The sequence below is a fragment of the Pontibacter actiniarum genome, from assembly GCF_003585765.1.
Classification (GTDB): domain Bacteria; phylum Bacteroidota; class Bacteroidia; order Cytophagales; family Hymenobacteraceae; genus Pontibacter; species Pontibacter actiniarum.
Genome location: NZ_CP021235.1, coordinates 2,248,674 through 2,272,465, shown reverse-complemented (window position 1 = coordinate 2,272,465; position 23,792 = coordinate 2,248,674). Strand labels below are relative to the sequence as shown.

The following is a 23,792-nucleotide window of genomic DNA, read 5'->3' as shown; positions in this document are numbered from 1 at the left end:
TAGGGTAGCAGGAGAGTTCATGCACATCCACTTGTGGGCCTGCCTAAATCGTCAAAGCCAGGCGCTAACGCACAGAGCATTCCGTACGTTTCCTTTTTCCGGGAGCAGGTTCCGGGAAGAGAAAGGATCAGATCTCGGCTTAGAAAGTGAAAGTGCACTTTTACGTTTCAGCCTCTCACATAAGCTTGCCGAGGAAAGGGCACTGCCAATTTGCAGCGTTTTCTGAAGAGGAAGTGCAGAAGAGCCCTGTGGCACAGAGACAACCTCTCCTGCTACCAAAGGGGCATCCCCGTATACCACCTGCCCAACATCCGCTAGGAGCGCCGGGTAAGTAGACGTAGCCTGAAAAGGCAGCAGTCGCTGTTTGTTTCATGAAGCCAAGCCGCAGATTCTTGCCTTACCCAAGCACCACCAGCCATAGCGGCAGCTTTTTAGCCATACAATCTACCAATCAAACTACCTGCCTGCAAAGTGCATGGATGATACCCGCCAGGGAAACAATGTCTCCGGATTGAATATATGTCGGTTGGTTTAGCAAGTTCGTCTAAGGGACTTATCCCTACGTCTAATATATTGTACAATTTACAGGTTTATGTATACCTTCGAATATAACCTTAAGCAAAAGATATATGAAAAAAGGCAAACTGCATCTGAAGAAACAATTGGTTTTCACACTTACTTCCCCAGCTGTTAAGGCAAACAAGCCGAAGGCGATATCTTCCTCTTCAATTATCATGACGATAGAAACGAATGTTTAACGTTAGCTTCGCGGCTATCTCGAAATCTTGCAGTGTAGCTTTTCGTCCGTAGGCCACACGGTGACAGCACAGCGAACGATAGGCTAAAAACGAAGAGAGCAGATCGGCACAAGGCCACAGGACTCAGGTGATTCCACGGCGGCAGCACAGGCTCGCTGCAGGTGGCCCTGAAGCAAGCTGTGCAGACGAAGCTGTCATCGATTTCACGCGAAGAACGGGAGCAGGTGCCGAAAACAAGCTTACCCGGTGAATGAGGTGACGCCACAGCTGTGGCGTCACCTCATGGCTTTTGTGGTGAGGCGTGTCGCAAACAATGGTTGAAGAGGTCCGGGCAGGGAGGCGAACGCTCCGGGAGCCGGGGTGGCCCGGCACTTGGCCGGACGGATAGCGTGTTAGGCTTTCTGAAGAATATGAGGCAGCAATAGCCTTTACTATAAATCAGCAATCATCGGACTAAACCAAGACGCAAACTGTCGCTTTAAGTTAAAGACTTGTTCCCTGATTTAATGGAGAGTAGGGGAGCAGAATTTATATGAGTTGACATTGAGCCCAACTGCTCAACATCCATTGTTGAGGTAGAAATTTTCAGTTAAACGAGCGCCTAAACTCCAAAGGCGACATTTCGGTTTTGCTTTTAAACAACTTATTGAACGATTGCGAATGCTCAAAACCCAGATTATAAGCAATTTCGGAAACCGATAAAGTGGTTGTTGTGAGGTACTCTTTTGCTTTTTCTATTAATTTTTCATGGATAAGTTGCTGTGCACCTTGTCCAGTAAGCGAACGCAAGCTATCGCTTAGATAGTTTGGGGATAAGTTAAGTAGGTTTGCCAAATACTCTACGGTAAGGATACCTTTTTGCAAGCCCGTTTCAGTGTTGAAATATTCATTGACCAAGTGTTCGGTTTTTGCAAGCAAAGTATCATTTACTGCCTTCCGGGTGATGAACTGCCTTTCGTAAAACCGGTTGCTGTAATTGAGCAACAAATCTATGTGCGTAAGAATAACGCCTTGTGTATGGTGGTCTATGTGTTGATATTCCTCTTCTATATTCCTGAAAATGGCAATCACACTGCTTTCTTCTTTTTCCGAAAGATGCAACGCCTCGCTTACTGCATAGGAAAAGAAACCGTAGTTTTTAATGGTTCCGGCTAAGTGATGTTTGACTAAAAAATCCGGATGAAACATCAGTACATAACCGGATCCTGTAGTTGCGTTGAATTTATTGGATAACTCAGCTTCAACAGACTGCACTTGTTTAGGTGCTGTAAAAATCATCGTGCCACTGTCGAAATCATAGTATTTCTGGCCATATTTCACTTTGGACTGAATATTCTTTTTCAATGAAATCGTGTAAAAGCTTGTGGCAAACCTTTTCCATACCTCAGAATCTACTGCGTGTAATTCTGAAATTTGCACCACACTAATTAGCGGATGCAGCGGCGGAGTAAGGGATAACAACCGATGGAACTCAGATAAGGAATCAATGATTTGCATACTGTCTCAATGTCATAAAATTATTACTTCGGCTATTTTAGTATTTTTGCCTCCAGAATGAAAAAGAATAGGGTGAAAGCCGCCACTTCTATTCCCAACCACAAAAACTGCTTAGTGAATAAACCATCCAGCACAAAACCCAGCAGCCTTGCCATGATGACGCCAAACGTTAATGCCGTTAATAATACTGCTGCGATCAATCCCCACGATGTCCAGGTGTGATGGAAAATCAGGAAAATTCCAGTACCTATCAATAATCCCCACTTTACTCTTTTTTCTATCATCCGATAAGCATCTATAGGGGCTGAAAATTTACCGAATAAATCGGGCTTAAAGGCTAAGGCGAATCCAGCAAGAAGCAAAATGACACCTGATACTCTTAGAATTGTGTTCATGATAAATCAATAAGTTTAGTAAATATTCGCAGATGCCATTTTGCCTGCCATCAGCTAAATGGCTTAGAGATTTTCCTGAAAGAAAGGAATGATCTGTTTCAATGCTTCTTCGGTAGCTTCCGGACGGTCATACAAATCATAATGGCTTGCGCCTTTTACAATATGGATTTTCTTATTGGTAGATCTAGCTTTGTTATACAACTCGAACCCATCCCGATACGACCCAAAGCCTCCCACCTTATCGCCCACAATCACCAATAACGGTTGCGTGAGAAAATATTCCGCCAGGTGGAAAGCATCGAAAAGAATAAGGTTGGACATACTTGTAAAGAGTAATTTATTACAGGAATTCGGGTGTTGCCCACGGGCTGTCCTGTAGTAGTCGATGGCTTCCAACAAATCCATTTCTTCCATGCCTACCCCTTTGGCTTCCTCGGCAGAATTGGGTATCCAGTTGTTGATGAGCTTTTCTGCACCATTGGCTTCGGAAGTTCGTTGTAACGCAACTGCTTTAAGTGTTGCCTCCGGATTTCCTTCCCTGAAAGCCCTGCTCGGATTGGTTCCTACCACACTTGCAACGGCTTTGATTCTTTTTTCCGAAATGGAAGCATTTGCAGCATACCCGCCACCTGCACAGATACCCATTGCTCCAATACGGCCATTGTCCACATACGCCAATGTTGTGAGAAAGTCTACCGCACAGCGGATATCTTCGACACGTGTTGCAGGGTCTTCCAAAAATCTCGGTTCGCCACTGCTTTCACCTTGGAAAGAAGCATCAAAGGCTAAAGCAATAAACCCGTTTTTGGCCAGCTGGGCCGCATATAAGCCTGCGGTTTGTTCTTTCACACTACTTCCCGGATGTACACAAACAACGGCAGGATATTGCTGCGTGTCATCAAAGTTTTCCGGAAGGTGTAAATGCCCTGCTAAATCCCAGGTTCTGTTTTTAAATCTTACGTTCTGCATTGTTATTTGATTTTAAAGTTAACAATGCAAAATTCCACAAATCCTAAAGAGGGCATGTTTCCATATTACGGTTAATTGTATCTAGATTGGAGTAAAGGCGTGTATATTGAGCATATATCTGTACTCAGTTTATTCAGAGGGTGCAGATCCCGTTCGCATCGTTGGCGAAACCGATCAGCAAGCCGTAAGCTGGCAGGCAGTGAAGGCGCCCGAGCATGGGGGAGGGAAGAGAGTGCACCTAGTGCTGCATAAGAGGCAGGGGGTAAGTAGGTACGTCATTGCAAAACACCAGAAGGGTAGATGCCTCTTGTGAAGATGTAACAGGTTACGTGGAAGTATAAGTGTCAAAACCGGGCGCTGGAATAGGGTCGATTTTGTTTTCCCAATCCAACGAGGAGGTTAAATCTTTATAATTGGTTATCCTTACCCCGATTAGAGTGAGGGCACAGCTTGTGTAAACAGCAGCGCCTTCGCTCTGTGCAAACCACTGAATAATATCCCCGTACCCTCAATAGTATGAGAGGGTGGAGTACTAGAAGCTTCAACTTGATTAGCAGCAGTGTTCGCTCTCAAACAGTGCGATTAGTTATCCATTATCCTTTTCCGGTGTGCCAGCCCCCATTCGGCAATCGTACTCGTTAAATTTTTAAGGGTTGAGCCGTACTCCGTTATCTCATATTCAACCGTCACGGGCTGGGTATTTAAAACAGTTCTTGTGATAAGTTGATTCATCTCCAGTTCTTTCAAATCTCGCGCCAGCATTTTTCCCGATATGCCCCTTACTTCTCTTAGCAGATCAGAGTACCGCATTTTTTCAAAGCAAAGGCAGGCGATAATCGATACTTTCCACTTGCCATTGAGCAGGTCCATCACATCATGAATTGCCATGATAGTTTGACCACATTCCTTTATCGGTTCTACTTTTCTTTCCATAACATGTCACTTGGTTACTCGAATGTCACTATTACTTTTTGATACTAAGTTATAAAAGGTAACCCGCTATCCTTAGCTTTGCTCTATAATTCTTAAAAAGAAAAAGAAATAGAAATGAAATTGATAGATGATCTAAAATGGCGTTACGCCACAAAAAAATTCAGTAACAGAAAAGTGTCGAACGAAGATTTGGAAAAAATAATTGAGGCAATTCGTCTTTCTGCGTCCTCTATTGGAATCCAGCCCTATAGACTTTTTATTGTCGATAACCCGTCATTGAAAAAAACGCTGGGGGAAGGTTCGTTTAATTCTCAGATTGCCGATGCCTCTCACCTTCTGGTGTTTGCTGCCTTTGATTCAATCAGCCAGGAGAGTATTGATGCTTACATCCAGTTAATTGCCCAAGAGAGAGAAACACCAATCGCAGAATTGTCCGGTTTTAAAACCACGATCAGTAGCCACCTCCTGGCACAGACCGACTATGATAACTTTGTTTGGTCCACTAAGCAAGCATACATTGGCTTAGGAACCGGAATGATCGCTGCTGCTGCATTAAAAATAGATGCCACACCAATGGAAGGTTTCGATGCTGAAAAATTTGATAAACTCCTAGAATTGAAAAAAAGGAAACTCAAAAGTGTTGTCCTTCTCGCATTAGGCTATCGTGATGAAGAAAACGATTTCTTCGCCAACCTTAAAAAGGTAAGAATACCGAAACAAGAGTTTGCTATTGTGGTAAATTGATGCCTACAGGTTGTATGGGTTAAACGTATTTCATCCTGCAGTTTATAGAAGGGAGCAGTAGGTCATTTTGTTGAAGCGATAAGCCAGTGCCGCCTTTTGTTTAGGGTAACTGTCCTGTATACGAAAAAGCCCTGGGGCGGCCCATTCGATAGGGCGGGAGGGAAGGACCGTTCTTTAGCTTAGGCTTCCTACTCCCTTGATACGCAAGCGACTTCCGTGATTGCGGTCATTCTGGCTATTGGTGAGGAACCGCCGTTTATAGTGACATCGGAGATCGATAGACACAGACACTATGAGAAAGCTACTTTCTTTGCTGACCCTTTTCGCGGCCTTCTCATGCGGGGAGAGCCCTCCGACTGATTCTGCGGCTGGAGCTGGCGGTAAAGGTGTGGTCGACACTACGGCAGAGGCACCCGATACAGCTACCAGCGCACCACAAAGGCTGGAGAGCCTGGAGGACCTCAGAAGGGAGTACAATGACATAGCCTCCAGAGCAGAAAGCGGCGGTATGGACTCCACCTTCTTCGATTACAACTGCCGCGGTGAGAAAGTGGGAAGGGTGGTATACCTCTCGGATGAAGGAGGATTACGGCTGATAAGGCACACCTACAGCGAATACAGCCATTTCTCGGCGACAGACGAGTATTTCATGAAAGACGGCACCGTGTTCTTTGCCCTTTGCAGGCATGTGTCGTGGAGTTTTGTGGGGGAGGGCGAAACTAGAGACGAAGTGACGGAACGGCGGTTCTACATCCTCGATGGCAAGCCCCTCATGTGCCTAGAGAAGAAGTACTCCTTCACACTGCCCACCACCGCGGACAGGCGGGCGCAGAAGGCGGCAAACAGGGAGACGAACTGCTCCTCGGCGGAGGCCGTGCTAGATAGGTGCAGGTTGCTTGTCAGGTACGGGAGCGGGGAAAAGAGCCCCGACTGCCTTGGGGAGTAGGCTGCGCTGTGCTGGCGTACCCGGGGCAGGCGCTGCCTCCGTAGTGCTTTAGCCAAAAAGGGGAGCGGCCGCGGCATGAGCGGCTGTAACTACTTGGTTCTCATATGAATTTGTGCTTTATAGGAAAATGGCGGCGCACCGCCCTCCGCTGAACCGCGGTTTGCGCGGATGTTACGGCACGGATCACGCAGTTGTCACGGAAAACACTTGTGAAACCGTTGGTGTGTTCGGTTGCATGTTTTTTGCCTTCGCATGGCGTTGAAACGCATCGTGTTGTGGCGATACAGAGCGCCCAAACACTGCATTTGCAGGTCTGTGGACGGGAAAGCGAAGCCCCGCACACTCCCGCATCGGCAGGAACCGCAGGCACGCGCTGTACGCCAGCCAGAGGAGCATTCGAGGTACAGACAGTCCGTGGCAGTTTGCAACAGGTTGTTTACAGTTTGTTGCAGCCTTGAAAGGCAGCCATGCACAGGGTAAGGTTTGGTCGGGTATCTGGAAGCACGGTCTTCACGCCAGCGCCACGCTCACCGCAAAACAGGTTGGCACGGCTTGCCCGCGGGACGTACCGGGTGCGGCGAAAGACAGGGCATGCAGTTGCAGGTTATGTTAATTTGGAGCCGGATTTGAAGTGAGTTTCGCTGCTGGAGCTTAGAGGCTTTTTTTATTATGCGCTCCTGATGGCCGTGGCAGCCTGGAGCTGTCAGTTAAATGACTGTCGAAACTCCAGAGGTGACATTTGGGTTTTCTTCTTAAAAAGCGTGCTGAATGACTGGGCATATTCAAAGCCCAAAGCATAAGCGATTTCGCTCACCGATAAGTTGGTGGTGGATAGTTTTTCCTTTGCCTTTTCGATCAACTTCTCGTGGATATGTTGCTGGGTGTTTTGTCCGGTGTGTAGGCGCAGGAGATCGCTTAGGTAGTTTGGCGATAGATTCATGCGTTCTGCAACACGCTGTACCGTTAACAGTCCCTGTTGCATGGTAGCATCGGAATTGAAATACTCCTCAACAAGAAGTTCAAATTTCGTAAGCAGTTGATGGTTGTGGTTCTTGCGGGTGATAAACTGTCGCTCGTAAAAGCGGTTGGAATAGTTAAGCAGCAACTCGACTTGTGACAGGATGATTCCCTGTGTGTGTTTATCAATATGCAGGCATTCCTTGTCGATCTTGCGGAGTATAATGATAAGATCATCTTCTTCTTCAGCGGAAAGATGCAGCGCCTCGTGGACTGCGTAAGAAAAAAAACCATAACCGTTAATAGTGCTTGCCAAGGAATGGGTAAGCAAAAAATCCGGATGGAAGATGAGCAGATGGCCCGACCCGCATTCCATATGCTGCAGATCCAGATACTGCACCTGATTGGGTGCAGTAAAACTCAAGACACCGTTATCGTAATCGTAGTGTTGCTGACCATACCTTATTTTACCCTTGGCTTCTCTTTTTAGGGCTACGCAGTAGAACCGGTTAATAAAACCCTCCCAAACCTTGTCTTCCAGGAAAACGCTTTCTGCCAGATTTATGACACTCACCAGCGGATGGCGGGGTTCTGGCAAAGACAACAGCCGGTGAAATTCCGAGACAGAATTAATAGAGTTCATAACACTACTTTAAGTACCACAACTTATAAAATAACGGCTGCATTGTCAAAAAATGCAGCCGCGGAGAGTTAATCAGTCAATAAGCCCCATGCTAAATTCATCGTACGGTTTACCGGTATCAGTCCCTAACGGCACAATACTTTCCAGACCAGCTAGGTCTGCTCCGCTTAATTGAATAGCGGTGGCCGCTATATTCTGCTCCAGGTATTTTCTCCGTTTGGTGCCCGGAATGGGTAAAATGCCCTTGCTCATGATCCAGGCTAGCGCCAATTGGGAAGGGGTAACGTTCTTTTCTCTCGCTAAGGCCTCAACAGCCTTGACCAACTCTAGGTTTTTAGAGAAGTGGGCTTCCTGAAAGCGGGGGATCGCACGGCGGAAATCATTCTCCGGAAGATCGTCTGTGGTACGAATCTGTCCGGTCAAAAAACCGCGGCCCAGCGGTGAGTAGGCCACGAAACCTATGCCCAAATCATGTAGGGTTTGCAGTATTCCCCGTTCTTCCACTGTACGCTCAAACAATGAGTATTCACTTTGTACGGCCGTAATCGGGTGAACCGCATGCGCTCTTTTTACCGTATCCGAGGAAACTTCTGATAAGCCGATATAACCCACTTTCCCTTCTTTCACCAGCTCACTCATGGCGGCAACCGTTTCTTCGATGGGGGTGTTTTTATCAAGCCGGTGCAAGTAATACAAGTCTATGTAATCGGTGTTAAGGTTTTTAAGGGAACGCTCCAACGCTTTTTTTACATATTCCTTTTTGCCATTGATGGCCCAGGTTACCTTGCTGTTGTCGTCTATTTCCCAGCCAAACTTGGTAGCGATAATGTACTTGCTGCGATTGCCCTTGATAGCTTTCGCGATAAGCTGCTCATTTTTGAATGGACCATACAGGTCTGCCGTGTCTAAAAAGTTGCCGCCTAATTCGAGGGACCGGTGGATGGTGGCGATGGCTTCCTGCTCGTCTGCCTCCCCGTACATGTTTGCCTCTTCAAAGCCGGTCATACCCATACACCCTAAACCAATACCTGGTACAACCAAACCCTGGCTTCCCAATGTCATTTTCTTTATTTCCATAATGTTGATTTTTATAGGCCAAAGATCGCTAAGGTTATATTACTAACTGTATGCAAAACCCTGATCCTTGTATGCAAATCAAGGGTTGTGTTAAATGTGGGGACGAATGAGATCTGACCTCCCCCCCGAAAAACCGGACTGCTGTAAAGTAGAGAAAACGGGCGATTTGTCGTACTAGCATAAAACGAATTGCCATGAAGAAATCAAAATTTACTAAGGCGCAGATCATCCTCGCCATCAAGCAAGCAGAGACGGGTACTAAGGTCGAAGAAGTGTGCCGCAAGATGGGCATCAGGAGAGGCTACCTGCTAGAGTTGGAAGAAGAAGTACGGTGGTTTAGGAGTGTCGGAACTATCCTGGGCTCCGGCAGTTGGAGGAGGAGAACCTTCAGCTGAAGAAGCTGGTGGCGGACCTGAGCCTGGACAAGCAGATGCTGCAGGACGTGCTGCGGAAAAAGCTTTAGCAAGCCCAGGTAAAGCGGCTGGCCTTAGAACTACAGAAGGACTACCGAATTTTGGTCAGAAGAGCATGTGAGGTGGTGCTGTTTCACCGCTCAGGTTGGTACTACCGCTCCAAAACCAGGGACAGCTCCGTGATCAGAAAGCGGATGCAGGAGATTGCCCAGGTGCGGGTTCGCTACGGGTTCTAGCGCATCTTTGTCCTGCTCAGGCGGGAAGGCTGGCGAGATAACTATAAGCGCGTGTACCGCCTCTACAAAGAGGAGGGGCTAAATCTGAGGAGCAAGCGGCCGAGGAGAAGTAAGGTCGCCGCCCACCGGCTGGAGCGTCCGGAACTCTCCAGTAACCACGAGTGCTGGAGTATTGATTTTGTGGCTGACCAGCTCTTTGATGGCCGCATGTTCCGCTCCTTAACTGTAGTCGATAATCATAGCCGTAGGTGCCTGGCCATTGAGGTGGATCAGGGTATCAGAGGGGAGCAGGTAATGGCTGTCATGGAGCGGTTAAAGCAGGAACTTGGTCGGGTGCCGGATCGTATCAAAGTGGGCAACGGGAGTGAATTCATTTCCAAGGCCATGGACAAGTGGGCTTATGACAATAAGGTGACGCTGGACTTCTCCAGGCCGGGCAAACCGATAACGCCTTTATTGAGTCCTTCAACGGCAGCTTCCGGGATGAGTGCCTGAACGTGCATTGGTTCCTGTCGCTGGAGGATGCCAGAGAGAAAATCGAGGCCTGGCGGCAGGAATATAAAGCTTCCGACCTCACAGTTCGTTAGAGGGTGTGACCCAGGAAAAATGGGCACAAAAGAGCATACAAAATTCCGAATTCTCTACTTTAGATCGGCCTTAAAATTGGGAGGGGATCATGTGGTACGGTTTGGAAGAGCTAAAAGAGCGGCCTTTCATCACAACAAACATTGAATACAGTTAGCTTATCTCCAGGTTTGCGCCAACATCCTCAAATCGTCCAGAAAATGGTTCGAAATTTGTACATTTAAGAGCACCTTACTGGACAAGAGCTTTTTTGGGCTCTTTGTCCAGTTTTTTTTACACCTAATATACTGTTTATCTGATAGATAAAGTGGGCAACCTCGTTTACCCGAGCGGTTCGAACTCTTCCGTCGTCAAATACCAGATTATCCGGAAATATCGAACCGATCAGCAGGCGCTTCTCCCGATTGCTGCCGTTTTCGTACAGGTAGTCCAGGCGCAGCAATTGCTCTAAACCCTTCTTTAAAAGCCCCTGCAAGTCCGTTTCCCGCGCTAAAGCGCTTAGTTTTGCCTCCAGTTTCTCGATGGTGGCCGTGCACGCGGTTTTGATTTCACGAAAGTCGACCGGTTCGATTTGTGCGCTTGCCACCAGGTCGCGGGCATGTGCAATGCGCTGTTCCAGTTCTTTGACTCGTACCAGGGTTTTATGCCTTGCCTGGTGCGTGGCGTAGTGAATATTTCCCGGCAAAGCGGTAACACCTACGGGTGCTGCCTGTATGTTTCCCGCGGGCGCAGTGCGGAAGATCCTCTTTTACAGGGGCATTTCCCTGCAAAAGGAGATATGTCAAAAGAGTAAGATCTAGAGCCCTTTCGTATAGAGGGGGCAGGGCGCTCTTCCAGACCAGCCGAGCGTGCACGAGGCGCTTCTCCATGAGAAGTAGCCCGTCATTGAGAACTGCTTGTTCGGCGGAGACATGCCACCTGCACCTCTAGGCAGCGCTGCACCAGGACGCCTACTATCAGCAGGAGACAGGCAGCTACAGCCTCTGCCCAACATCGGCATCAGCATGAGGCATAGCAACTTGCGCAAGAGCCGCTACCCGCTCTCTGACGACCTTCAGGAAGACTTCGGCAAGAAAGGACATCGTTTGCATGGCGACTGCGGTGCGGAGCTAAACGACAAGCACACCTACTTCAAGGGGAATAAAAGGCGGCAGGTTACCTTACAAACTGCAGCTTTTGGACATTTAACAGACAGGATTCGAATGGTTCTCTGACCGTTAGTGTAACGAAAGTGCACTCCAAAAAGGACAGTTTCGCCTAGGAGAAGCGAAACTGTACATGCTGTGTTGCTTTAGGTTAATTTCCTCTGTAGGTGGCGTAGCCGTAAGGGGACAGGGTGATGGGAACATGGTAGTGTTCCTTGTCCTTAATTTGGAAGACCACTTCAATAAACGGGTAGAAGCTCTCCGTTTGTTTGCCCTTGAAGTAATCAGCTACTAAAAAGCGAAGCCTGTATATGCCCACGTTAGGACTTTTGGTGGACAGAAATTCCTTGATTCGTCCGTTGTCGTCCGTTCTCTTTTCATCGACCTGTATCCACTGCTGGGTTGTTTCATCCAGTTTTTCCAGCTGAACCGGGACACCTTTGGCCGGCATGCCAGTGGCCACATCCAAAATATGGCTCGACAACTGGTAGGATGAAGTTTGGGCATGCGTAACTGTCGTTATGAGAACAAACAGGAGTAATAGAGCTAGGTTTTTCATGTTGTGCGTGTTAGAGTTAAGGTATAAGTAGTGCTGTTGCTGCTGTGGATGCGGCTTTAGCGATGGTATGGTCGTTTTCAGGTCCGCCGCCGCCAGCTACGACGATACCTCCTATCACCTGACCGTTATGCCAGATGGGGTATCCGCCGCCAAGCAGCAACAGCTCCGGAAGGTTGGCCAAGTTCTGAGTGTCGGCATTGGCTCTGGCACTGCGGGCCAACATGAGGGTAGGGGTTTTGGTGGAGAGCGCCGTGTAAGCCTTTCTTCTGGCGGCTTCGGTGTTGTGCGGTCCCACGCCATTCCCCTTTGTCAGCATAACCAGTTGACCAGAGCCATCCAGTATGGCGATGCTGACGTCCTTATCCAAAGAGGAGGCAGCAGCCCGTGCCCTACTTGTTAGTTCTATGGCTGCTTCCAATGTGAGCTGATGCGCTACAGCCGTATACTTCGACTGCACTTGATTGGAGCTTTTTTTCCGTTTAGAGCTATCTGGCCTGGTGTTCTGGGCCAAAGCGAGCATGGGGATAAAAAGGATGAGGAGCAACTGCAGTTTGTAAAGCATGGTTCGTTTTTTACAAAACTACCAGTGCTTCAAACACAAAGCATTGCCTTAAGTCAACGTTTCTACAGCCGGGCTTTAACTCTGCTTAAGGTAGAAGGGGAGAGGCCGATGTAGGAGGCTGCCATTTTGTTGGACACCCGCAAAAGAAAGTCAGGTTGATGCTCAATAACCCATTTTACTTTCTCTAAGGCATCAAATCCCTGAAAGCCATAGATTCGCTTTTGGGCGGTGATGAAGCCTTGTTCTAAAATCTGCCTGTATATGAAAGCAAAGGGCGGTATTGTTTCCACCAAGTGAAAGAAGTCCTCTCTGGCAATTCTGAGGAGTTCAGATTTTTCGATGGCTTGCATGTACTCAAAGGCGGGTTTCTGCTCGATAAAACTGGGTAGGGCAGTACCAAACCCGCCTTCAAAGGCAAAGAACCTTGTCGTCTCCACCCCATCCTTATTGATAGTGAAAAGCCGGATGCAGCCTTTGTTCACAAAATAATAGTGCTGGCAAACAGTGCCATAGGGAAGTAAAATCTCGTTTCGCTTGGCTCTCAGCGGCTCAAAGTTGGAACATACTTCCTTTAGGCAGTCCCCGGCTATGTCTGTTCTGCTTGTCAGAAATGCTTCTAAAAGGCTGTACATGCTAAGAGAAGTCCTATACTTTTGTGATGCTTATACCAGCTGTTAAACGTACTGAAGGCCATATTTGCTTGTATTGAAACTTTGGGAGCGCCTAAATGTTTAAAATTTCTGGCGCCGCAGACTAGCAATTTGCTTTGCCTGTAGTCTGTATGTGCTGGAGAGAGTAAAAATGTAGTGCGATACCGTCAGGGGAAATAATACGCCTAGCCCGCCATTAGCTGTTGACTTACTAATAGTATAGTCTGTAAGAAACATAAAAAACTTCAGTTTTACCTAAAGGCTTTTAACTTTCCTTTCGAGAACTCATTACCTGTTCAGCGGCCTTGAAGCTGTTCAATGTAACGAGGCGTGGTAAAGCTGCTCAGGCAGACCCTTTCTGACTCCCAGTTGCTCCCTCGTACAGCAGGAGACCTATGGATACGGGAGCAAGGGCCGTGCTAAATACCCTGATCATCTAGAAAGGGAGCGTGCCTGGCCCACCCGGTTTGTTCCATCTGTTTCTGCTATAACTGCGGAACTGACAATGCTGACTAAACCGGCCGATAATCCAATGAGAAGCAGGAACAGAAGAGCTGTAACTCTGCCCGGAATTTCCGCCAGCGAAACAAAACAAAACAGTATCATAGGGATGAGGTAAACTGGTAATAACTTACTTGCCGTTAACCTGTCGGTAAGGACTCCTCCGTAGCATAGAAATAGAAGTTGTACGGTAGCAAAGCCTGAAAAGCACTGAGCGTAGTATTCCTGAGGCCACCCCTTCTCACGAGCCAGCACGCATCGAGAGGAGAAAACACCAGGAGTTATAAAACTGAAACTGGTTAAAATCTGGTGCTATCAATAATTGAACTTATCATCAATATTACTTGCTCTTATTTAGGTCAATAATGATCATAAGTGAGAAACGATAAGATGTGATTCAGGGATTAGAAAGGTAAAGAGTGCTACAGGTAAAGCAACCAATGCAAATGTAAAGGGAAGGAGTAACAAGGGCTAAAATCTTTTTTGATACTCTTGAAACAAAAAGCCGCCTATTTATCAAAATATGCGGCTGCCGTTCCTGCTTGCATTGTACTATTTGTGGTTGCTAGAATAAATCTTTGTCAAGGTATATCAGAACAAGTCAGAGGAGCGCGTGCTTGTCCCTGCTAAAGAGTGGAGTTAGCTTCTCCAGGGGCAGAGCAATGCACCAGAGAGCTTACCCAACGTGATTGCAACGCCCTTATTGATGCCCAACTCTTCCAGAAAGGCAAATGTAACAACTTACTCTCTTTATGGACCTCTGAGAGAACTTGTAGAAAAAGCTTTAGCGGTAACCTTTATCTTCTTAATCTGGATGTTATCCTGAAAAATTGCAATGTGTGATGTTTCGTATTACATTTGTGATATGATGCTCAGCCGCTCAACAAAAGCGGACTGAGACTGTTTTATGAAAAAAGGAGCTTCCAGGCTACCGCCGCAACACATGTGCAAAATCCAAAACACCCTGGCGCGCCTGACTGCCATTTTTAACCTTATTATGGCATGACAGACGTTTTCAAGCGAAACAATGTCCGCACAATCGGCCAAGGAGATAGAGCAATTATATTTGCCCATGGATTTGGATGCAGCCAAAATGTGTGGCGGCATTTAGCTGCCGTGTATAGGACAAAGTTCAAACTGATCCTTTTTGATTTTGTAGGGTCAGGACAATCTGATTTGAGTGCTTACGACTCTGAAAGGTATAGTTCCTTAGATGGCTACGCAAAAGATGTTCTGGAAATTTTAGAAGCACTGAATATTAAAGACGCGCTTTATATAGGGCATTCTGTAAGTACTATGATAGGAGTGAAAGCGGCAATAGCACAACCTTCTTATTTTAGTAAGTTGATTTTTATTTCTCCTTCTCCATGTTATATAAACGATGGGGAGTATATAGGAGGTTTGGATAGAGAAGATTTAGGCAATCTGTTAGAACTGATGGACAGTAATTACCTGGGCTGGTCAAGCTTTCTGGCGCCGCAGGTTATGGGGAATTCGGACAGACCAGAACTAGGAGAAGAACTGGTGGCAAATTTTTGCGCCACTGATCCGGATATTGCGAAGGAATTTGCCCGTGTGACTTTCCTGTCTGATAATCGAGCCGATTTGGAGAAACTTCAAACTGAGAGCCTTACCCTGCAATGTTCTGAGGATATTCTAGCTCCTTTAGCAGTAGGGTATTACTTGGAGAAGAAAGCGAAAGGTAACACTCTGAAGATCTTGAAAGCTACTGGTCACTGTCCCCACCTGAGTGCTCCGGAAGAAGTGATTGCAGCTATTAGTGCCTATATCAATTTTGAGTAATAACACTTTCATGGAACAAGAGCCCAAAAACGATTTCATAGATTTCAAGTTCTTATATGATACTGCTCCCTGTGGCCTGTTAACCATTAAGATGAACGGTCACATCATCTATACAAATCAAACTTTGTTAAAGTGGCTTGGAGTCAGTGAGGAAGAAATAGCGGATAAAAAGATGACGGATTTCTTGGATAAAGCAGGCGTCATGTATTATGAGCTTTTCGTGCAGCCTATCCTGAAAATGCACCAGGAAGTAAAGGAGATTAATCTAAATATTCAGACCTCAAACGGCGCTTTCTCTTGTTTGTTTAACGGAGTAGCAGTCGACGGTAAAGCGGGGGAAGGGGAAATCATCCATGCAACTATCTTTAAAGTAGAAGATCGGCAGAAGTATGAAAAAGAGCTTCTACTAAAAAGAAACAAGGCAGAAGAGGACAATAAACTTAAATCTAAAGTTTTACGAGAAGTATCCTTCGATCAGTCTCATCTGGTCCGGGCTCCGTTGGCCAACATTCTGGGCCTTGTTGCTATATTGGAAAGAACGATTCATAAAGACCATGAGGCTCATCGGTTGGTTACCATGCTGCAGCAGAGCGCTTCCAAACTGGACAATCAAATTAGGTCAATTGTAAACAAAACAAATTTTAACCCTTAGCGGGTTTTCTGTAGAAAACACTCCATCTGCTCATTCATCAGTATTCCACTATCCTTTGCAAACATTGCCCTGTTTAGAAAGTCCTTCTCTTTAGCATAACTGAGCTTAAAGGCTACAAATAAACAAAGGCTCCTCATCACGGGGAGCCTTTGTTGTTCTATAGCGCCGACTATGTTCAGCTGCGAAGCATTGTCAATCCATTACAACACTAGTTACGCCACTGTTCTTTTGTCCCGGAAGAGGTGGTGTTATGAGATAGGTTACCTCCCTGTTCTTTCACTGGCTTTGTCTGTTTATCAGGTATACGTATCTCCCCAAAGGTTCTGGCCAAGTAGCTCAAGGGCTTGGAGCGGCACCAGCTGATTAAGCGAGTGGTGATAGACAACTACCCGGTGAAGATTCTCTACAAGTCGGAACCCTATTAACGATGTCTTGAAGATTTAGGGCCTGAATCACGGGAGGGGATTTTCAGCAGGCAATAACCTTGGAACAAGATCCGTAGATGCCTATTAAGAAAGGGTAAGTCGGATTTTTTGCTGTCAGCCTATGGAAGCTAAAATTCGTACCTATAGACTTTACATGAAAGTATAACCAGTAACCTAGTATGAATAGAATAGCTTTAGTGGTGGGAGTGAGCGGGATCACGGGAAGCAACCTCGCGGAAGAACTGATCAAGCAGGGGTGGACCACCTACGGCTTGGCCCGTAACCCGAACGTTAGCTTGGAGGGCTTGCAGCCGGTTGCCGCAGATCTGCTCCGCCCGGAGAGCCTGTCGGCCGCCCTTGCCGATGTTGCCCCCACGCACGTGTTTTTCACCAGCTGGATGCGCATGGAAACGGAGGCGGAAAACATAAGGGTGAACGCGGCCATGGTCCGTAACCTGCTGGATTCCTTGGCTCCGAAGCAATCGGTGCAGCACGTGGCGCTGGTGACCGGGCTGAAGCATTACCTGGGGCCTTTCGAGGCCTATGCCAAAGAGGGCTTTCTGCCCGAAACGCCCCTGCGCGAGGAGCAGCCCCGGCTGGATATAGAGAACTTTTACTATGCTCAGGAGGATGAAGTATACGCCGCTGCTGAGCGGGGTGGCTTTACCTGGAGCATTCACCGGCCGCACACGGTTATCGGAAAGGCAGTAGGCAACCAGATGAACCTGGGCACTACCCTGGCCGTCTACGCCTCCATTTGCAAGGAAACGAACCGCCCTTTCAGGTTTCCCGGCTCTGAGGCGCAGTGGAACGGACTGTCGGATGTAACCGACGTGCGCGTACTGGCTAAGCACCTGATGTGGGCAGCCACTACGGAGGCCGCGCAAAACGAAGCCTTCAATGTGGTGAACGGGGAATACTTCCGATGGAAGTGGCTGTGGAAGCGCCTGGCCAGTTGGTTTGGTGTTGAACCGGTAGGCTTTGATGGCACCATTCATCTTCTTGAAGACGAAATGGCGCAGGACGACACTTTGTGGCGCGGGATTGCCGAGCGGCACAGCCTGGTGGAGCCGGACCTGAGCCGCCTTGCCTCGCCTTGGCACACCGACTTGGATTTGGGACGACCTATTGAGGTGATGACCGACATGTCCAAGAGCCGCAAGTTAGGGTTCCTGGTTTACCAAAACACTGAAGAGTCGTTCTTCGACCTATTCACGCAACTGCGCAAAGATCGGTTAATCCCCTGAGATTTTTTTATTACAAAACACTGGTATCAGCATGCAGCAGAGAGGTGGGGAAACTTTCTCCTGTTTCAAAGATGTGAAATAGGAGAAAATTTTTAGCTTCAATGTTGTAGCAAAGCACGAAGAGAGTCAAAACCTTCATGATTCAAACAAAACCAAAGAAGATATTTCAAATTATATCGAATCAAAAAGTCGCTCTATTTTATGTGGAGCGGCTTTTTTACTGTAGTAGCCCGTAGGATGGAACTATCAAACCTTATCCACAGCGACCAGGCAGTTTTAGAATCATTTATGCTGTAGAAAAAGCAAGTATGTTTCCCCAATACAGCGCTCCTTTAACTGCGCTCGTCCATATAAGGCTGCCAGTTCACGATCAGCACTTTCTCCTCGGGCAGCAGCAGGTAACCATAATCGTAGCAGAGGTGATAGGTGTTTCCTTTCCGGGTGCGGTACACCTGGGTTAGGTAGCGGAAGTCAAAGCCGCCAGCTCCAGGTACTGGCGGGGAATGGTGGTTTTTCCCTGCGGGCTGAGCTGCTTCAAGATGCTGCGGTTCTTTCTTAATGCGGCGTTGACCTGGAGAATCCTGCGCTCGTGCCGGTTTTGCTGCTTGACCGCGTTGTTGGCTAGGTGGCGGCAGGAATCGGAGCAGTAGCGCTTATCGCTTCTGCCCACGATGGCTGCATCGCACTGGACACATTTTCTAGACTGGCTCATACCTTAGCTGTGTTAATAAGCGCGTATATCCGTGTATACTCGCGTATTAACGCGGCTAAGGCCTTTAAAGGTTTTACTTTTACGGGCTTAACAGTCTCTATAGTCATGTCTTACGCAAACTTACTGCCCGTTATTTTCCTCAATCCCCTGGAACAAGAGGGCAAAAGGTTTATCCGCATCTGGCACAAGCCGAACCCGTTTATCTCCAAACGACTTAAAGAAGCTACGTGGATTCGCTACAGCAAGACCTACAAATGCTTTGTCATGCACCACACGGGCCAGGCCATCGAAATGGCGCACCAGCACTTTCAGGGGTTGGCCAGAGTGGACACCAGCTATTTGTTTAAACCCAGGCGGCTGCGACCGGCACTGGGAGCAGTGGTTTTGCAGCAGGACAAAGCCATGGCCGAACCATTGGGGAAAGTGCCTGTAAAACCCGTGGTGCGCCTTCAGCTCCTGGAGCACCAGGGCAAGCAGTATGTGCAGCTCAGCTACCGATACAGCAAAGAGATCTATATCAGCCTGAAGCAAAGCAAGGTAGCTAAGTGGCTGCCGGAGGTGCAGTGCTTTGTCATAAGCGGAGAGGGCAGCAGTATGCACACACTTCTCACAGAACTCGAACGCGTAGCCCAACTGTGGCTGGCGCAAACCATGCGGGTGCAGGACATGTCTCTGCAGGCAAGGCTCTGGGAACAAAGCTACCTCAAGGACAGTGGCTACATCCCTTGCCCGCTGCCGTACCTGGAGAAGCTGTTTCTGCTTAACTACTCACCCAGCACCCTTCGCACCTACCACAGCCTGCTGCTGCGGTTTCTGAATGTGCATAAAGCTAAGGGGCTGGGAAGCATCAATGCTTTCTCAGAAGAACAGATCAACCATTACCATCGGAGCATGGTGCAGGCAGGCACCTATTCAGTTTCGTTTATAAACCAATCCATCAACGCGGTGAAGTTCTACTACCAGCGCGTGCTATCGCGCCATGAAGTACAGTTAAACCAGGTAGAGCGGCCTGAGAAGCCCGAACGCCTGCCCCAGGTGCTGAGCAAGCAGGATGTGCTCAAGATTTTATCGGCCACTGATAACTTGAAGCACCGCTGCCTGCTGCAACTTTTGTATGCAGGAGGGCTGCGTATTGGCGAAGTAATTAACCTGAGGCTCACGGATGTGCAGTCGGAGCGCAACCTGCTGCTCATACGGGGCGGCAAGGGCAAGAAAGACCGCACCACGCTGCTTTCACAGAGGCTGCTGGAGAACCTCAGGGCCTACTATAAGGCTTACAGGCCGAAGGTCTGGCTCTTTGAGGGGCAGACGGGCGGGCAGTACACCGTGGAAAGCATCCGCAACGTCTTCCGGGCCAGCAAGGAGAAGGCCGGGGTGAAGGCGCCCGCCACGCCCCACACGCTGCGTCACTCGTTTGCCACGCACCTGCTGGAGCAGGGAACGGATCTGCGCTACATTCAGGTGCTGCTGGGCCACAGGAGCAGCAAGACAACAGAGGTCTACACCCACATCACCACCCATGCCTTGGATAAAATCGTCAGCCCATTGGATAATCTCTAGCAAACTGTTACATTAGCTAAAAGATATACTCCTATGCATGCATTACCGACTCCTACCAGACCCAGCCAGCAAAAAGGTGCTAAAAGAGGGTTCGGCTATTACGTACATAGTGCAGATAAGCGTATGTTGTCGTATATACAGTAGTTGGCAGCCATATAAACTATGACGGACATAAGCGAAAATGAAATGGCAAATACATTAAGGAAAAATCTTTTAGATGTCCTTGATCTGTGGATTTCCAAAGAAGAACAATTGGCGTATCAGGAGAACGTGCCGATTGCTCAAGTATCTTCAGAGTTGTTTAACCAATGGGAAGATTTTTATTATCCCGAATCGGACTCTTTTAAATTGGCATTTGACGAGAGGGAAAGAAAAATTCTTTCAGACTTTGATAAAATATTAAATCACATAAATGATAAAACATTGAATAACCTGCCATATATAACCGACTTTATAAAAACAAACGATTGGCAGGTTGTTAATAAAGCAGCGATTGATACGAAGAAAAGGCTGAAAAATACGGCTGCCAACAATATATAAGAACAATGCCTAAACCAGTCTCGAATCGAAGCTTCGTGCTCGCTTGCAGCGCCTGATTGTCCTGCGGACAATCAAGCTCCCCAGCTCGCACTGTTTTTATACGAGACGTTGGGCTGCATGCATAATTAATGAAGAATGGAGTTTAGCGACACTCACTCCATTGTAATCCAATCTGTATTTCGCTCAGAAAAGGGTGAAGAAGGAGCGTGTTTGCTGGATATTATTGGCTATTTTGACTATGTAAATCATGCCATTCTAACCTATCAGGAGTTTTCAGAAAGTGTAGAAGCAGCTAAAGCCTGTGGATTAGTAGAAATAAATGAGGGTAAGCTGAAAACCACAGATACATTGAAGAAATGGAAAAATGGTTTGCCCAAGAAGTTAAGTATTCAGAAGGAAAATTTAGAATTGCGAAGTTACTTGAATAAGAATTGCAAAAAGGAGGATAGAGTCAATGGCACCCCTGGCTTTTCAGTAGGTGAGTTTAATGCTGTAGTAGAAGAGTATTTGAAAGAATCACGATAGCCCAACAAGGTGTAGCAGTAAGCCTTGCTGACGCTTCGGCTCTGCTACACGAACACGTTAGCTTGCATTTAACTCATGAAGAACAAAAACCTTCTTCATGATAAGAAACTCTCGAAGGCTCAAGTACAGGAAATACTTAGGAAGCAGGGAAAGCTTATTCCTGAGCTGATGGAGGCGTTCTGCGAAAGAAGGCCTGATGGAAGCATCTTTGAACAGGACTTGGTGTATGAGCTCAATGATGGTAACTTTCTGGTGGTTCGGGACCCTAGTATAAAGAGAGAGGGTGGTAAAGGGGACATCTGGAAGCGTGAGTTCATGAATCGGTTCGCCAGTTGGTCCAAAGAGGTGAAAGAGGACTATGCTCAGGGCCGAAGCAGCTCAACTGAGCATTGGCGATATTACTCGAAGTATAAAAATGAGCTGATTGACAACGTTGAACTGCTCATTCAAGAGCTGTCACATAGACTAAACATAGACATTCTTGATTTAGACAAATCCTATGATAGCCTGGGTTTGGTGTCGTCTAAGGTAGAGAAGTTGGGGCGGGATGTGGCTCGGCCTGAACTGTACGACAATCTAGTGGCATACGTGGGTGAAGTAATCAAGAGCAGAGTTCAGGGGCAATGGAAGTTTGACAGCGTTTTCAAGGTGCCTTACGTGGGGAATGAAAATGAGCATACTCACCTGAATCCTGTAAATATCGTTTGGGGGGAATTAGGCAGTTTGGAGCCGATGAACCTGAGAAAGGCTACAGTCGCTGAAATCAGGAATGTTTCCCATTTACATAAGATAGTAAAGCAAAACAAAAGCTAACAACACCTTTACGGTAGCTGCGCCACCGCAAAGCCAAGTCCGTTACCACACATTTAAATGATAATAGAAAGTAGAGAGAAACTGGAAGAATGGCTTGACCAAAACAATTGGTTTGAGGATGGTTATGTCTCTACGATTGAAGGAGAGCCAAATATTGCTCTGAAGATAACGATCGGATACCAAGTAGAAGGTACCTATGTAGCTGGCGAATATCAAAAGCTAATCGAGTATGATATTCACCCATTCAATGTTAGCAAATGGACTTATAGCAGTAGCCATGCTTTCAGCCCAAGCCGTGAATGGTGTATAGAAGGGATAGATTTAATAGAGGAAGGATTCGGGCTAAAGTTCGATACGCCTTATACTTTTGAGATAGTTTGCTCATCGCTTGAAGTAAGTGAACCAAAGTCTATAGAAGGATATACCCAGCCTTGGACGAGTGATAGTGAGGTGTTCATCGAAGCGCCACATAAAGAAGTTCCTACACCAGATTACTGGATTGATGAGCTAAGGAAAAGAGGGTATAGTGTATCCTTCCGCTATTACAGTGGAACAGCAAAAGGAGTAGATGAACTGCCTTACCCAGACTACTCAGGTTATTATATACAATCAACTGGAAGAGTCAAGCAGTCGCAGGAAGGAGTTTTCTTCAAGTGTATAACAGATGAAAATTGTAAGCTAAGAATCACGCTTGAACTTAAGGATGAGAAATCAGCAGAAGTATGGAAGGCTCTTCTCCGAATAGTAGCCAATTGGGAAAAGGTGAAAATTAGTAGTGGTAATGTCGTTTTTGAGGGAGCTGAATGGCTTCAATTTGTAGAAACTGGAAAATACCCGGAGAGAATCGAAAAAATAAAAACAAGTGGTAACACTGTGCAGTCTTAATGCTTCAGCTTCGCCTTGCACTTCGTCTGCACTATCCGTTAGCGGTAACAGATAAATATTAAATGAAGAGAATTATTCATCTACTTTTCTTAGTGATTCTCTCCTCTTGTGGATTGGGTAGCAAAGAAGGTGCGGACCTATCAAAAGACGAGATAGCCTATGTTCAAAGTCTAGGCATACTTGGAGAAGATGAGAAAATAATTTTGTTCAACTCACAATTGGATACCGAAACAAGCGGAAACTTTATTTCTGATAAAAGATTAGCTTCTTACTGGATAGACAAACGCGACAATAGTAAAACGAAAGTAAGTTATGTGTACTACGAAGACATTGACACTATTGTCTTTAAAAACTTATATAAATCCCTGACCTATGCTTCATTTCTGGAAGTGGTGAAAAAGAGCGGGGGTAAGATGAGGATTTATGTAGACGGAGACAGTAGTGTTGTTTGGCATTTCTACAATGTAGCTAACAGAGAAAGAAATAAAAACTTCAACCGCTAACAACACCTAAACCACAGCCTTCGGCCGACGGCCTCGCCCGCCGTTTAGCCTAGCCGTTAGCAGTAATACAGAAAATCAATGATGCTTTATCTAGCTTTATTTTTCGTATGGATACCAACTTTTTTAGTGCCACCGATTCATAAATATTTAAGAAATAATTTAGTATATACTTGTTGCCTTATAATAGCAATCTCAATTTTTGGTTGGTCTGTAGCGAACTATAGCGAAAATCTTCCTCCTATCGAAAAATCCCACACCCCATTCTATATTGGTCCATTAGTCTTTATGATTTTATATAAAGTATTTGACAAGATAGTGCAAAGAAGACTTGATAGGCATATGTATTTCTGGATGAAGTTTATGAGAAACAAAGAATCCGTAGAGCAAACATTTTATGAATGGTTACTACAAATGATACTTGGATTTGTTCCTTTGATTTGTGGTGCCATCTGGCTTTTATTTTTTGAATAACATAAGTAAAAGAAGTAATACTGCTAACAAGGTGCATAAGCCATGCTGCGGCCGAAGGCCTTGCACGCTTCATGCACGGGGCCGTT

Annotated in this window: 24 protein-coding genes and 1 pseudogene; 14 read left to right on the top strand and 11 right to left on the bottom strand. The window is 46.7% G+C overall.

Features of this window, described 5'->3' with window-relative positions:
* Window positions 1-1,343 precede the first annotated feature (1,343 nt).
* The 4 genes from CA264_RS09820 to CA264_RS09805 form a co-directional block, all read right to left on the bottom strand.
* Window positions 1,344-2,255, bottom strand: coding sequence for a helix-turn-helix domain-containing protein (locus CA264_RS09820; protein ID WP_025606747.1), 912 nt, complete (start codon window positions 2,253-2,255; stop codon window positions 1,344-1,346).
* Between the two features lie 32 nt (window positions 2,256-2,287).
* A complete protein-coding gene (locus CA264_RS09815) occupies window positions 2,288-2,650 on the bottom strand; it encodes a hypothetical protein (RefSeq protein ID WP_025606745.1) in 363 nt (120 codons plus the stop codon).
* A 63-nt stretch (window positions 2,651-2,713) separates the two neighbouring features.
* Window positions 2,714-3,619 carry an alpha/beta hydrolase gene (locus tag CA264_RS09810; protein WP_025606744.1) on the bottom strand — a complete coding sequence of 302 codons (906 nt, stop codon included), beginning with the start codon at window positions 3,617-3,619 and terminating at the stop codon, window positions 2,714-2,716.
* Window positions 3,620-4,201: 582 nt separating this feature from the next.
* A complete protein-coding gene (locus tag CA264_RS09805; RefSeq protein WP_025606742.1) occupies window positions 4,202-4,552 on the bottom strand; it encodes a winged helix-turn-helix transcriptional regulator in 351 nt (116 codons plus the stop codon).
* Window positions 4,553-4,666: 114 nt separating this feature from the next.
* Between CA264_RS09805 and CA264_RS09800 the strand changes: the two genes are divergently transcribed.
* Complete coding sequence (locus CA264_RS09800) at window positions 4,667-5,296, top strand: NAD(P)H-dependent oxidoreductase (protein WP_025606740.1); 630 nt, start codon at window positions 4,667-4,669, stop codon at window positions 5,294-5,296.
* A 292-nt stretch (window positions 5,297-5,588) separates the two neighbouring features.
* Window positions 5,589-6,242 (top strand): hypothetical protein, encoded by a 654-nt coding sequence (locus CA264_RS09795; protein WP_025606738.1) that lies wholly within the window; start codon window positions 5,589-5,591, stop codon window positions 6,240-6,242.
* A 703-nt stretch (window positions 6,243-6,945) separates the two neighbouring features.
* Here CA264_RS09795 and CA264_RS09790 read toward each other — a convergent pair.
* Both CA264_RS09790 and CA264_RS09785 read right to left on the bottom strand, forming a co-directional pair.
* Complete coding sequence (locus CA264_RS09790) at window positions 6,946-7,842, bottom strand: helix-turn-helix domain-containing protein (RefSeq protein ID WP_025606737.1); 897 nt, start codon at window positions 7,840-7,842, stop codon at window positions 6,946-6,948.
* 72 nt (window positions 7,843-7,914) lie between these two features.
* Window positions 7,915-8,919 carry an aldo/keto reductase gene (locus tag CA264_RS09785; RefSeq protein WP_025606736.1) on the bottom strand — a complete coding sequence of 335 codons (1,005 nt, stop codon included), beginning with the start codon at window positions 8,917-8,919 and terminating at the stop codon, window positions 7,915-7,917.
* Between the two features lie 194 nt (window positions 8,920-9,113).
* On the opposite strand from CA264_RS09785, the pseudogene CA264_RS22480 reads away from it, so the two are divergent.
* A pseudogene (locus CA264_RS22480) lies at window positions 9,114-10,229 on the top strand (IS3 family transposase).
* A gap of 144 nt (window positions 10,230-10,373) precedes the next feature.
* On the opposite strand, the gene CA264_RS09775 reads toward CA264_RS22480, so the two are convergent.
* Window positions 10,374-10,838 (bottom strand): hypothetical protein, encoded by a 465-nt coding sequence (locus tag CA264_RS09775; RefSeq protein WP_025606735.1) that lies wholly within the window; start codon window positions 10,836-10,838, stop codon window positions 10,374-10,376.
* 319 nt (window positions 10,839-11,157) lie between these two features.
* Between CA264_RS09775 and CA264_RS21845 the strand changes: the two genes are divergently transcribed.
* Window positions 11,158-11,367, top strand: coding sequence for a hypothetical protein (locus CA264_RS21845; RefSeq protein ID WP_157593677.1), 210 nt, complete (start codon window positions 11,158-11,160; stop codon window positions 11,365-11,367).
* Window positions 11,368-11,449: 82 nt separating this feature from the next.
* Here the strand turns inward: CA264_RS21845 and uraH are convergent, their stop codons facing one another.
* The 3 genes from uraH to CA264_RS09760 form a co-directional block, all read right to left on the bottom strand.
* Complete coding sequence (uraH, locus tag CA264_RS09770; RefSeq protein WP_025606732.1) at window positions 11,450-11,857, bottom strand: hydroxyisourate hydrolase; 408 nt, start codon at window positions 11,855-11,857, stop codon at window positions 11,450-11,452.
* Window positions 11,858-11,873: 16 nt separating this feature from the next.
* Window positions 11,874-12,419: a heme-binding protein gene (locus CA264_RS09765; RefSeq protein ID WP_025606731.1), complete on the bottom strand. Its 546-nt coding sequence runs from the start codon at window positions 12,417-12,419 to the stop codon at window positions 11,874-11,876.
* Between the two features lie 62 nt (window positions 12,420-12,481).
* Window positions 12,482-13,051, bottom strand: coding sequence for a Crp/Fnr family transcriptional regulator (locus CA264_RS09760; RefSeq protein WP_025606729.1), 570 nt, complete (start codon window positions 13,049-13,051; stop codon window positions 12,482-12,484).
* 1,521 nt (window positions 13,052-14,572) lie between these two features.
* On the opposite strand from CA264_RS09760, the gene CA264_RS09755 reads away from it, so the two are divergent.
* From CA264_RS09755 to CA264_RS09740, 3 genes are all read left to right on the top strand, one after another.
* Window positions 14,573-15,373 carry an alpha/beta fold hydrolase gene (locus CA264_RS09755; protein WP_025606727.1) on the top strand — a complete coding sequence of 267 codons (801 nt, stop codon included), beginning with the start codon at window positions 14,573-14,575 and terminating at the stop codon, window positions 15,371-15,373.
* Window positions 15,374-15,383: 10 nt separating this feature from the next.
* Window positions 15,384-16,025, top strand: a complete 642-nt coding sequence (locus tag CA264_RS09750; protein WP_025606726.1) for a PAS domain-containing protein — start codon at window positions 15,384-15,386, stop codon at window positions 16,023-16,025.
* Window positions 16,026-16,629: 604 nt separating this feature from the next.
* Entirely contained in the window at window positions 16,630-17,697 is a 1,068-nt protein-coding gene (locus tag CA264_RS09740) for an SDR family oxidoreductase (protein WP_025606724.1), read from the top strand.
* A gap of 457 nt (window positions 17,698-18,154) precedes the next feature.
* On the opposite strand, the gene CA264_RS09735 is transcribed toward CA264_RS09740, so the two are convergent.
* On the bottom strand, window positions 18,155-18,409 hold the full coding sequence (locus CA264_RS09735) for a hypothetical protein (RefSeq protein ID WP_051364398.1): 255 nt from the start codon (window positions 18,407-18,409) through the stop codon (window positions 18,155-18,157).
* A 105-nt stretch (window positions 18,410-18,514) separates the two neighbouring features.
* On the opposite strand from CA264_RS09735, the gene CA264_RS09730 reads away from it, so the two are divergent.
* The 7 genes from CA264_RS09730 (at window position 18,515) to CA264_RS21840 (ending at window position 23,706) form a co-directional block, all read left to right on the top strand.
* Window positions 18,515-19,969 (top strand): tyrosine-type recombinase/integrase, encoded by a 1,455-nt coding sequence (locus tag CA264_RS09730; RefSeq protein WP_025606722.1) that lies wholly within the window; start codon window positions 18,515-18,517, stop codon window positions 19,967-19,969.
* Window positions 19,970-20,131: 162 nt separating this feature from the next.
* Entirely contained in the window at window positions 20,132-20,509 is a 378-nt protein-coding gene (locus CA264_RS09725) for a hypothetical protein (RefSeq protein ID WP_025606720.1), read from the top strand.
* A gap of 135 nt (window positions 20,510-20,644) precedes the next feature.
* Window positions 20,645-21,034 carry a hypothetical protein gene (locus CA264_RS09720; protein ID WP_025606718.1) on the top strand — a complete coding sequence of 130 codons (390 nt, stop codon included), beginning with the start codon at window positions 20,645-20,647 and terminating at the stop codon, window positions 21,032-21,034.
* Between the two features lie 75 nt (window positions 21,035-21,109).
* A complete protein-coding gene (locus CA264_RS09715) occupies window positions 21,110-21,847 on the top strand; it encodes a hypothetical protein (RefSeq protein WP_025606716.1) in 738 nt (245 codons plus the stop codon).
* Window positions 21,848-21,904: 57 nt separating this feature from the next.
* Window positions 21,905-22,732 (top strand): hypothetical protein, encoded by an 828-nt coding sequence (locus CA264_RS09710; protein WP_025606715.1) that lies wholly within the window; start codon window positions 21,905-21,907, stop codon window positions 22,730-22,732.
* Between the two features lie 62 nt (window positions 22,733-22,794).
* Window positions 22,795-23,235, top strand: coding sequence for a hypothetical protein (locus CA264_RS09705; protein ID WP_025606713.1), 441 nt, complete (start codon window positions 22,795-22,797; stop codon window positions 23,233-23,235).
* 78 nt (window positions 23,236-23,313) lie between these two features.
* Entirely contained in the window at window positions 23,314-23,706 is a 393-nt protein-coding gene (locus CA264_RS21840) for a hypothetical protein (protein ID WP_157593676.1), read from the top strand.
* Window positions 23,707-23,792 lie beyond the last annotated feature (86 nt).

What these genes read in the sequence shown, in the direction of transcription:
- CA264_RS09810 (WP_025606744.1), bottom strand. Translation starts at nt 3,619, where the DNA reads ATGCAGAACGTAAGATTTAAAAACAGAACCTGGGATTTAGCAGGGCAT.
- CA264_RS09750 (WP_025606726.1), top strand. Translation starts at nt 15,384, where the DNA reads ATGGAACAAGAGCCCAAAAACGATTTCATAGATTTCAAGTTCTTATAT.
- CA264_RS09805 (WP_025606742.1), bottom strand. Translation starts at nt 4,552, where the DNA reads ATGGAAAGAAAAGTAGAACCGATAAAGGAATGTGGTCAAACTATCATG.
- CA264_RS09710 (WP_025606715.1), top strand. Translation starts at nt 21,905, where the DNA reads ATGATAATAGAAAGTAGAGAGAAACTGGAAGAATGGCTTGACCAAAAC.
- CA264_RS09705 (WP_025606713.1), top strand. Translation starts at nt 22,795, where the DNA reads ATGAAGAGAATTATTCATCTACTTTTCTTAGTGATTCTCTCCTCTTGT.
- CA264_RS09820 (WP_025606747.1), bottom strand. Translation starts at nt 2,255, where the DNA reads ATGCAAATCATTGATTCCTTATCTGAGTTCCATCGGTTGTTATCCCTT.
- CA264_RS09765 (WP_025606731.1), bottom strand. Translation starts at nt 12,419, where the DNA reads ATGCTTTACAAACTGCAGTTGCTCCTCATCCTTTTTATCCCCATGCTC.
- CA264_RS09720 (WP_025606718.1), top strand. Translation starts at nt 20,645, where the DNA reads ATGGAGTTTAGCGACACTCACTCCATTGTAATCCAATCTGTATTTCGC.
- CA264_RS21845 (WP_157593677.1), top strand. Translation starts at nt 11,158, where the DNA reads ATGAGGCATAGCAACTTGCGCAAGAGCCGCTACCCGCTCTCTGACGAC.
- CA264_RS09730 (WP_025606722.1), top strand. Translation starts at nt 18,515, where the DNA reads ATGTCTTACGCAAACTTACTGCCCGTTATTTTCCTCAATCCCCTGGAA.
- uraH (WP_025606732.1), bottom strand. Translation starts at nt 11,857, where the DNA reads ATGAAAAACCTAGCTCTATTACTCCTGTTTGTTCTCATAACGACAGTT.
- CA264_RS09715 (WP_025606716.1), top strand. Translation starts at nt 21,110, where the DNA reads ATGAAGAACAAAAACCTTCTTCATGATAAGAAACTCTCGAAGGCTCAA.
- CA264_RS09795 (WP_025606738.1), top strand. Translation starts at nt 5,589, where the DNA reads ATGAGAAAGCTACTTTCTTTGCTGACCCTTTTCGCGGCCTTCTCATGC.
- CA264_RS09740 (WP_025606724.1), top strand. Translation starts at nt 16,630, where the DNA reads ATGAATAGAATAGCTTTAGTGGTGGGAGTGAGCGGGATCACGGGAAGC.
- CA264_RS09760 (WP_025606729.1), bottom strand. Translation starts at nt 13,051, where the DNA reads ATGTACAGCCTTTTAGAAGCATTTCTGACAAGCAGAACAGACATAGCC.
- CA264_RS09735 (WP_051364398.1), bottom strand. Translation starts at nt 18,409, where the DNA reads ATGAGCCAGTCTAGAAAATGTGTCCAGTGCGATGCAGCCATCGTGGGC.
- CA264_RS09785 (WP_025606736.1), bottom strand. Translation starts at nt 8,919, where the DNA reads ATGGAAATAAAGAAAATGACATTGGGAAGCCAGGGTTTGGTTGTACCA.
- CA264_RS09755 (WP_025606727.1), top strand. Translation starts at nt 14,573, where the DNA reads ATGACAGACGTTTTCAAGCGAAACAATGTCCGCACAATCGGCCAAGGA.
- CA264_RS21840 (WP_157593676.1), top strand. Translation starts at nt 23,314, where the DNA reads ATGATGCTTTATCTAGCTTTATTTTTCGTATGGATACCAACTTTTTTA.
- CA264_RS09815 (WP_025606745.1), bottom strand. Translation starts at nt 2,650, where the DNA reads ATGAACACAATTCTAAGAGTATCAGGTGTCATTTTGCTTCTTGCTGGA.
- CA264_RS09800 (WP_025606740.1), top strand. Translation starts at nt 4,667, where the DNA reads ATGAAATTGATAGATGATCTAAAATGGCGTTACGCCACAAAAAAATTC.
- CA264_RS09725 (WP_025606720.1), top strand. Translation starts at nt 20,132, where the DNA reads ATGACGGACATAAGCGAAAATGAAATGGCAAATACATTAAGGAAAAAT.
- CA264_RS09790 (WP_025606737.1), bottom strand. Translation starts at nt 7,842, where the DNA reads ATGAACTCTATTAATTCTGTCTCGGAATTTCACCGGCTGTTGTCTTTG.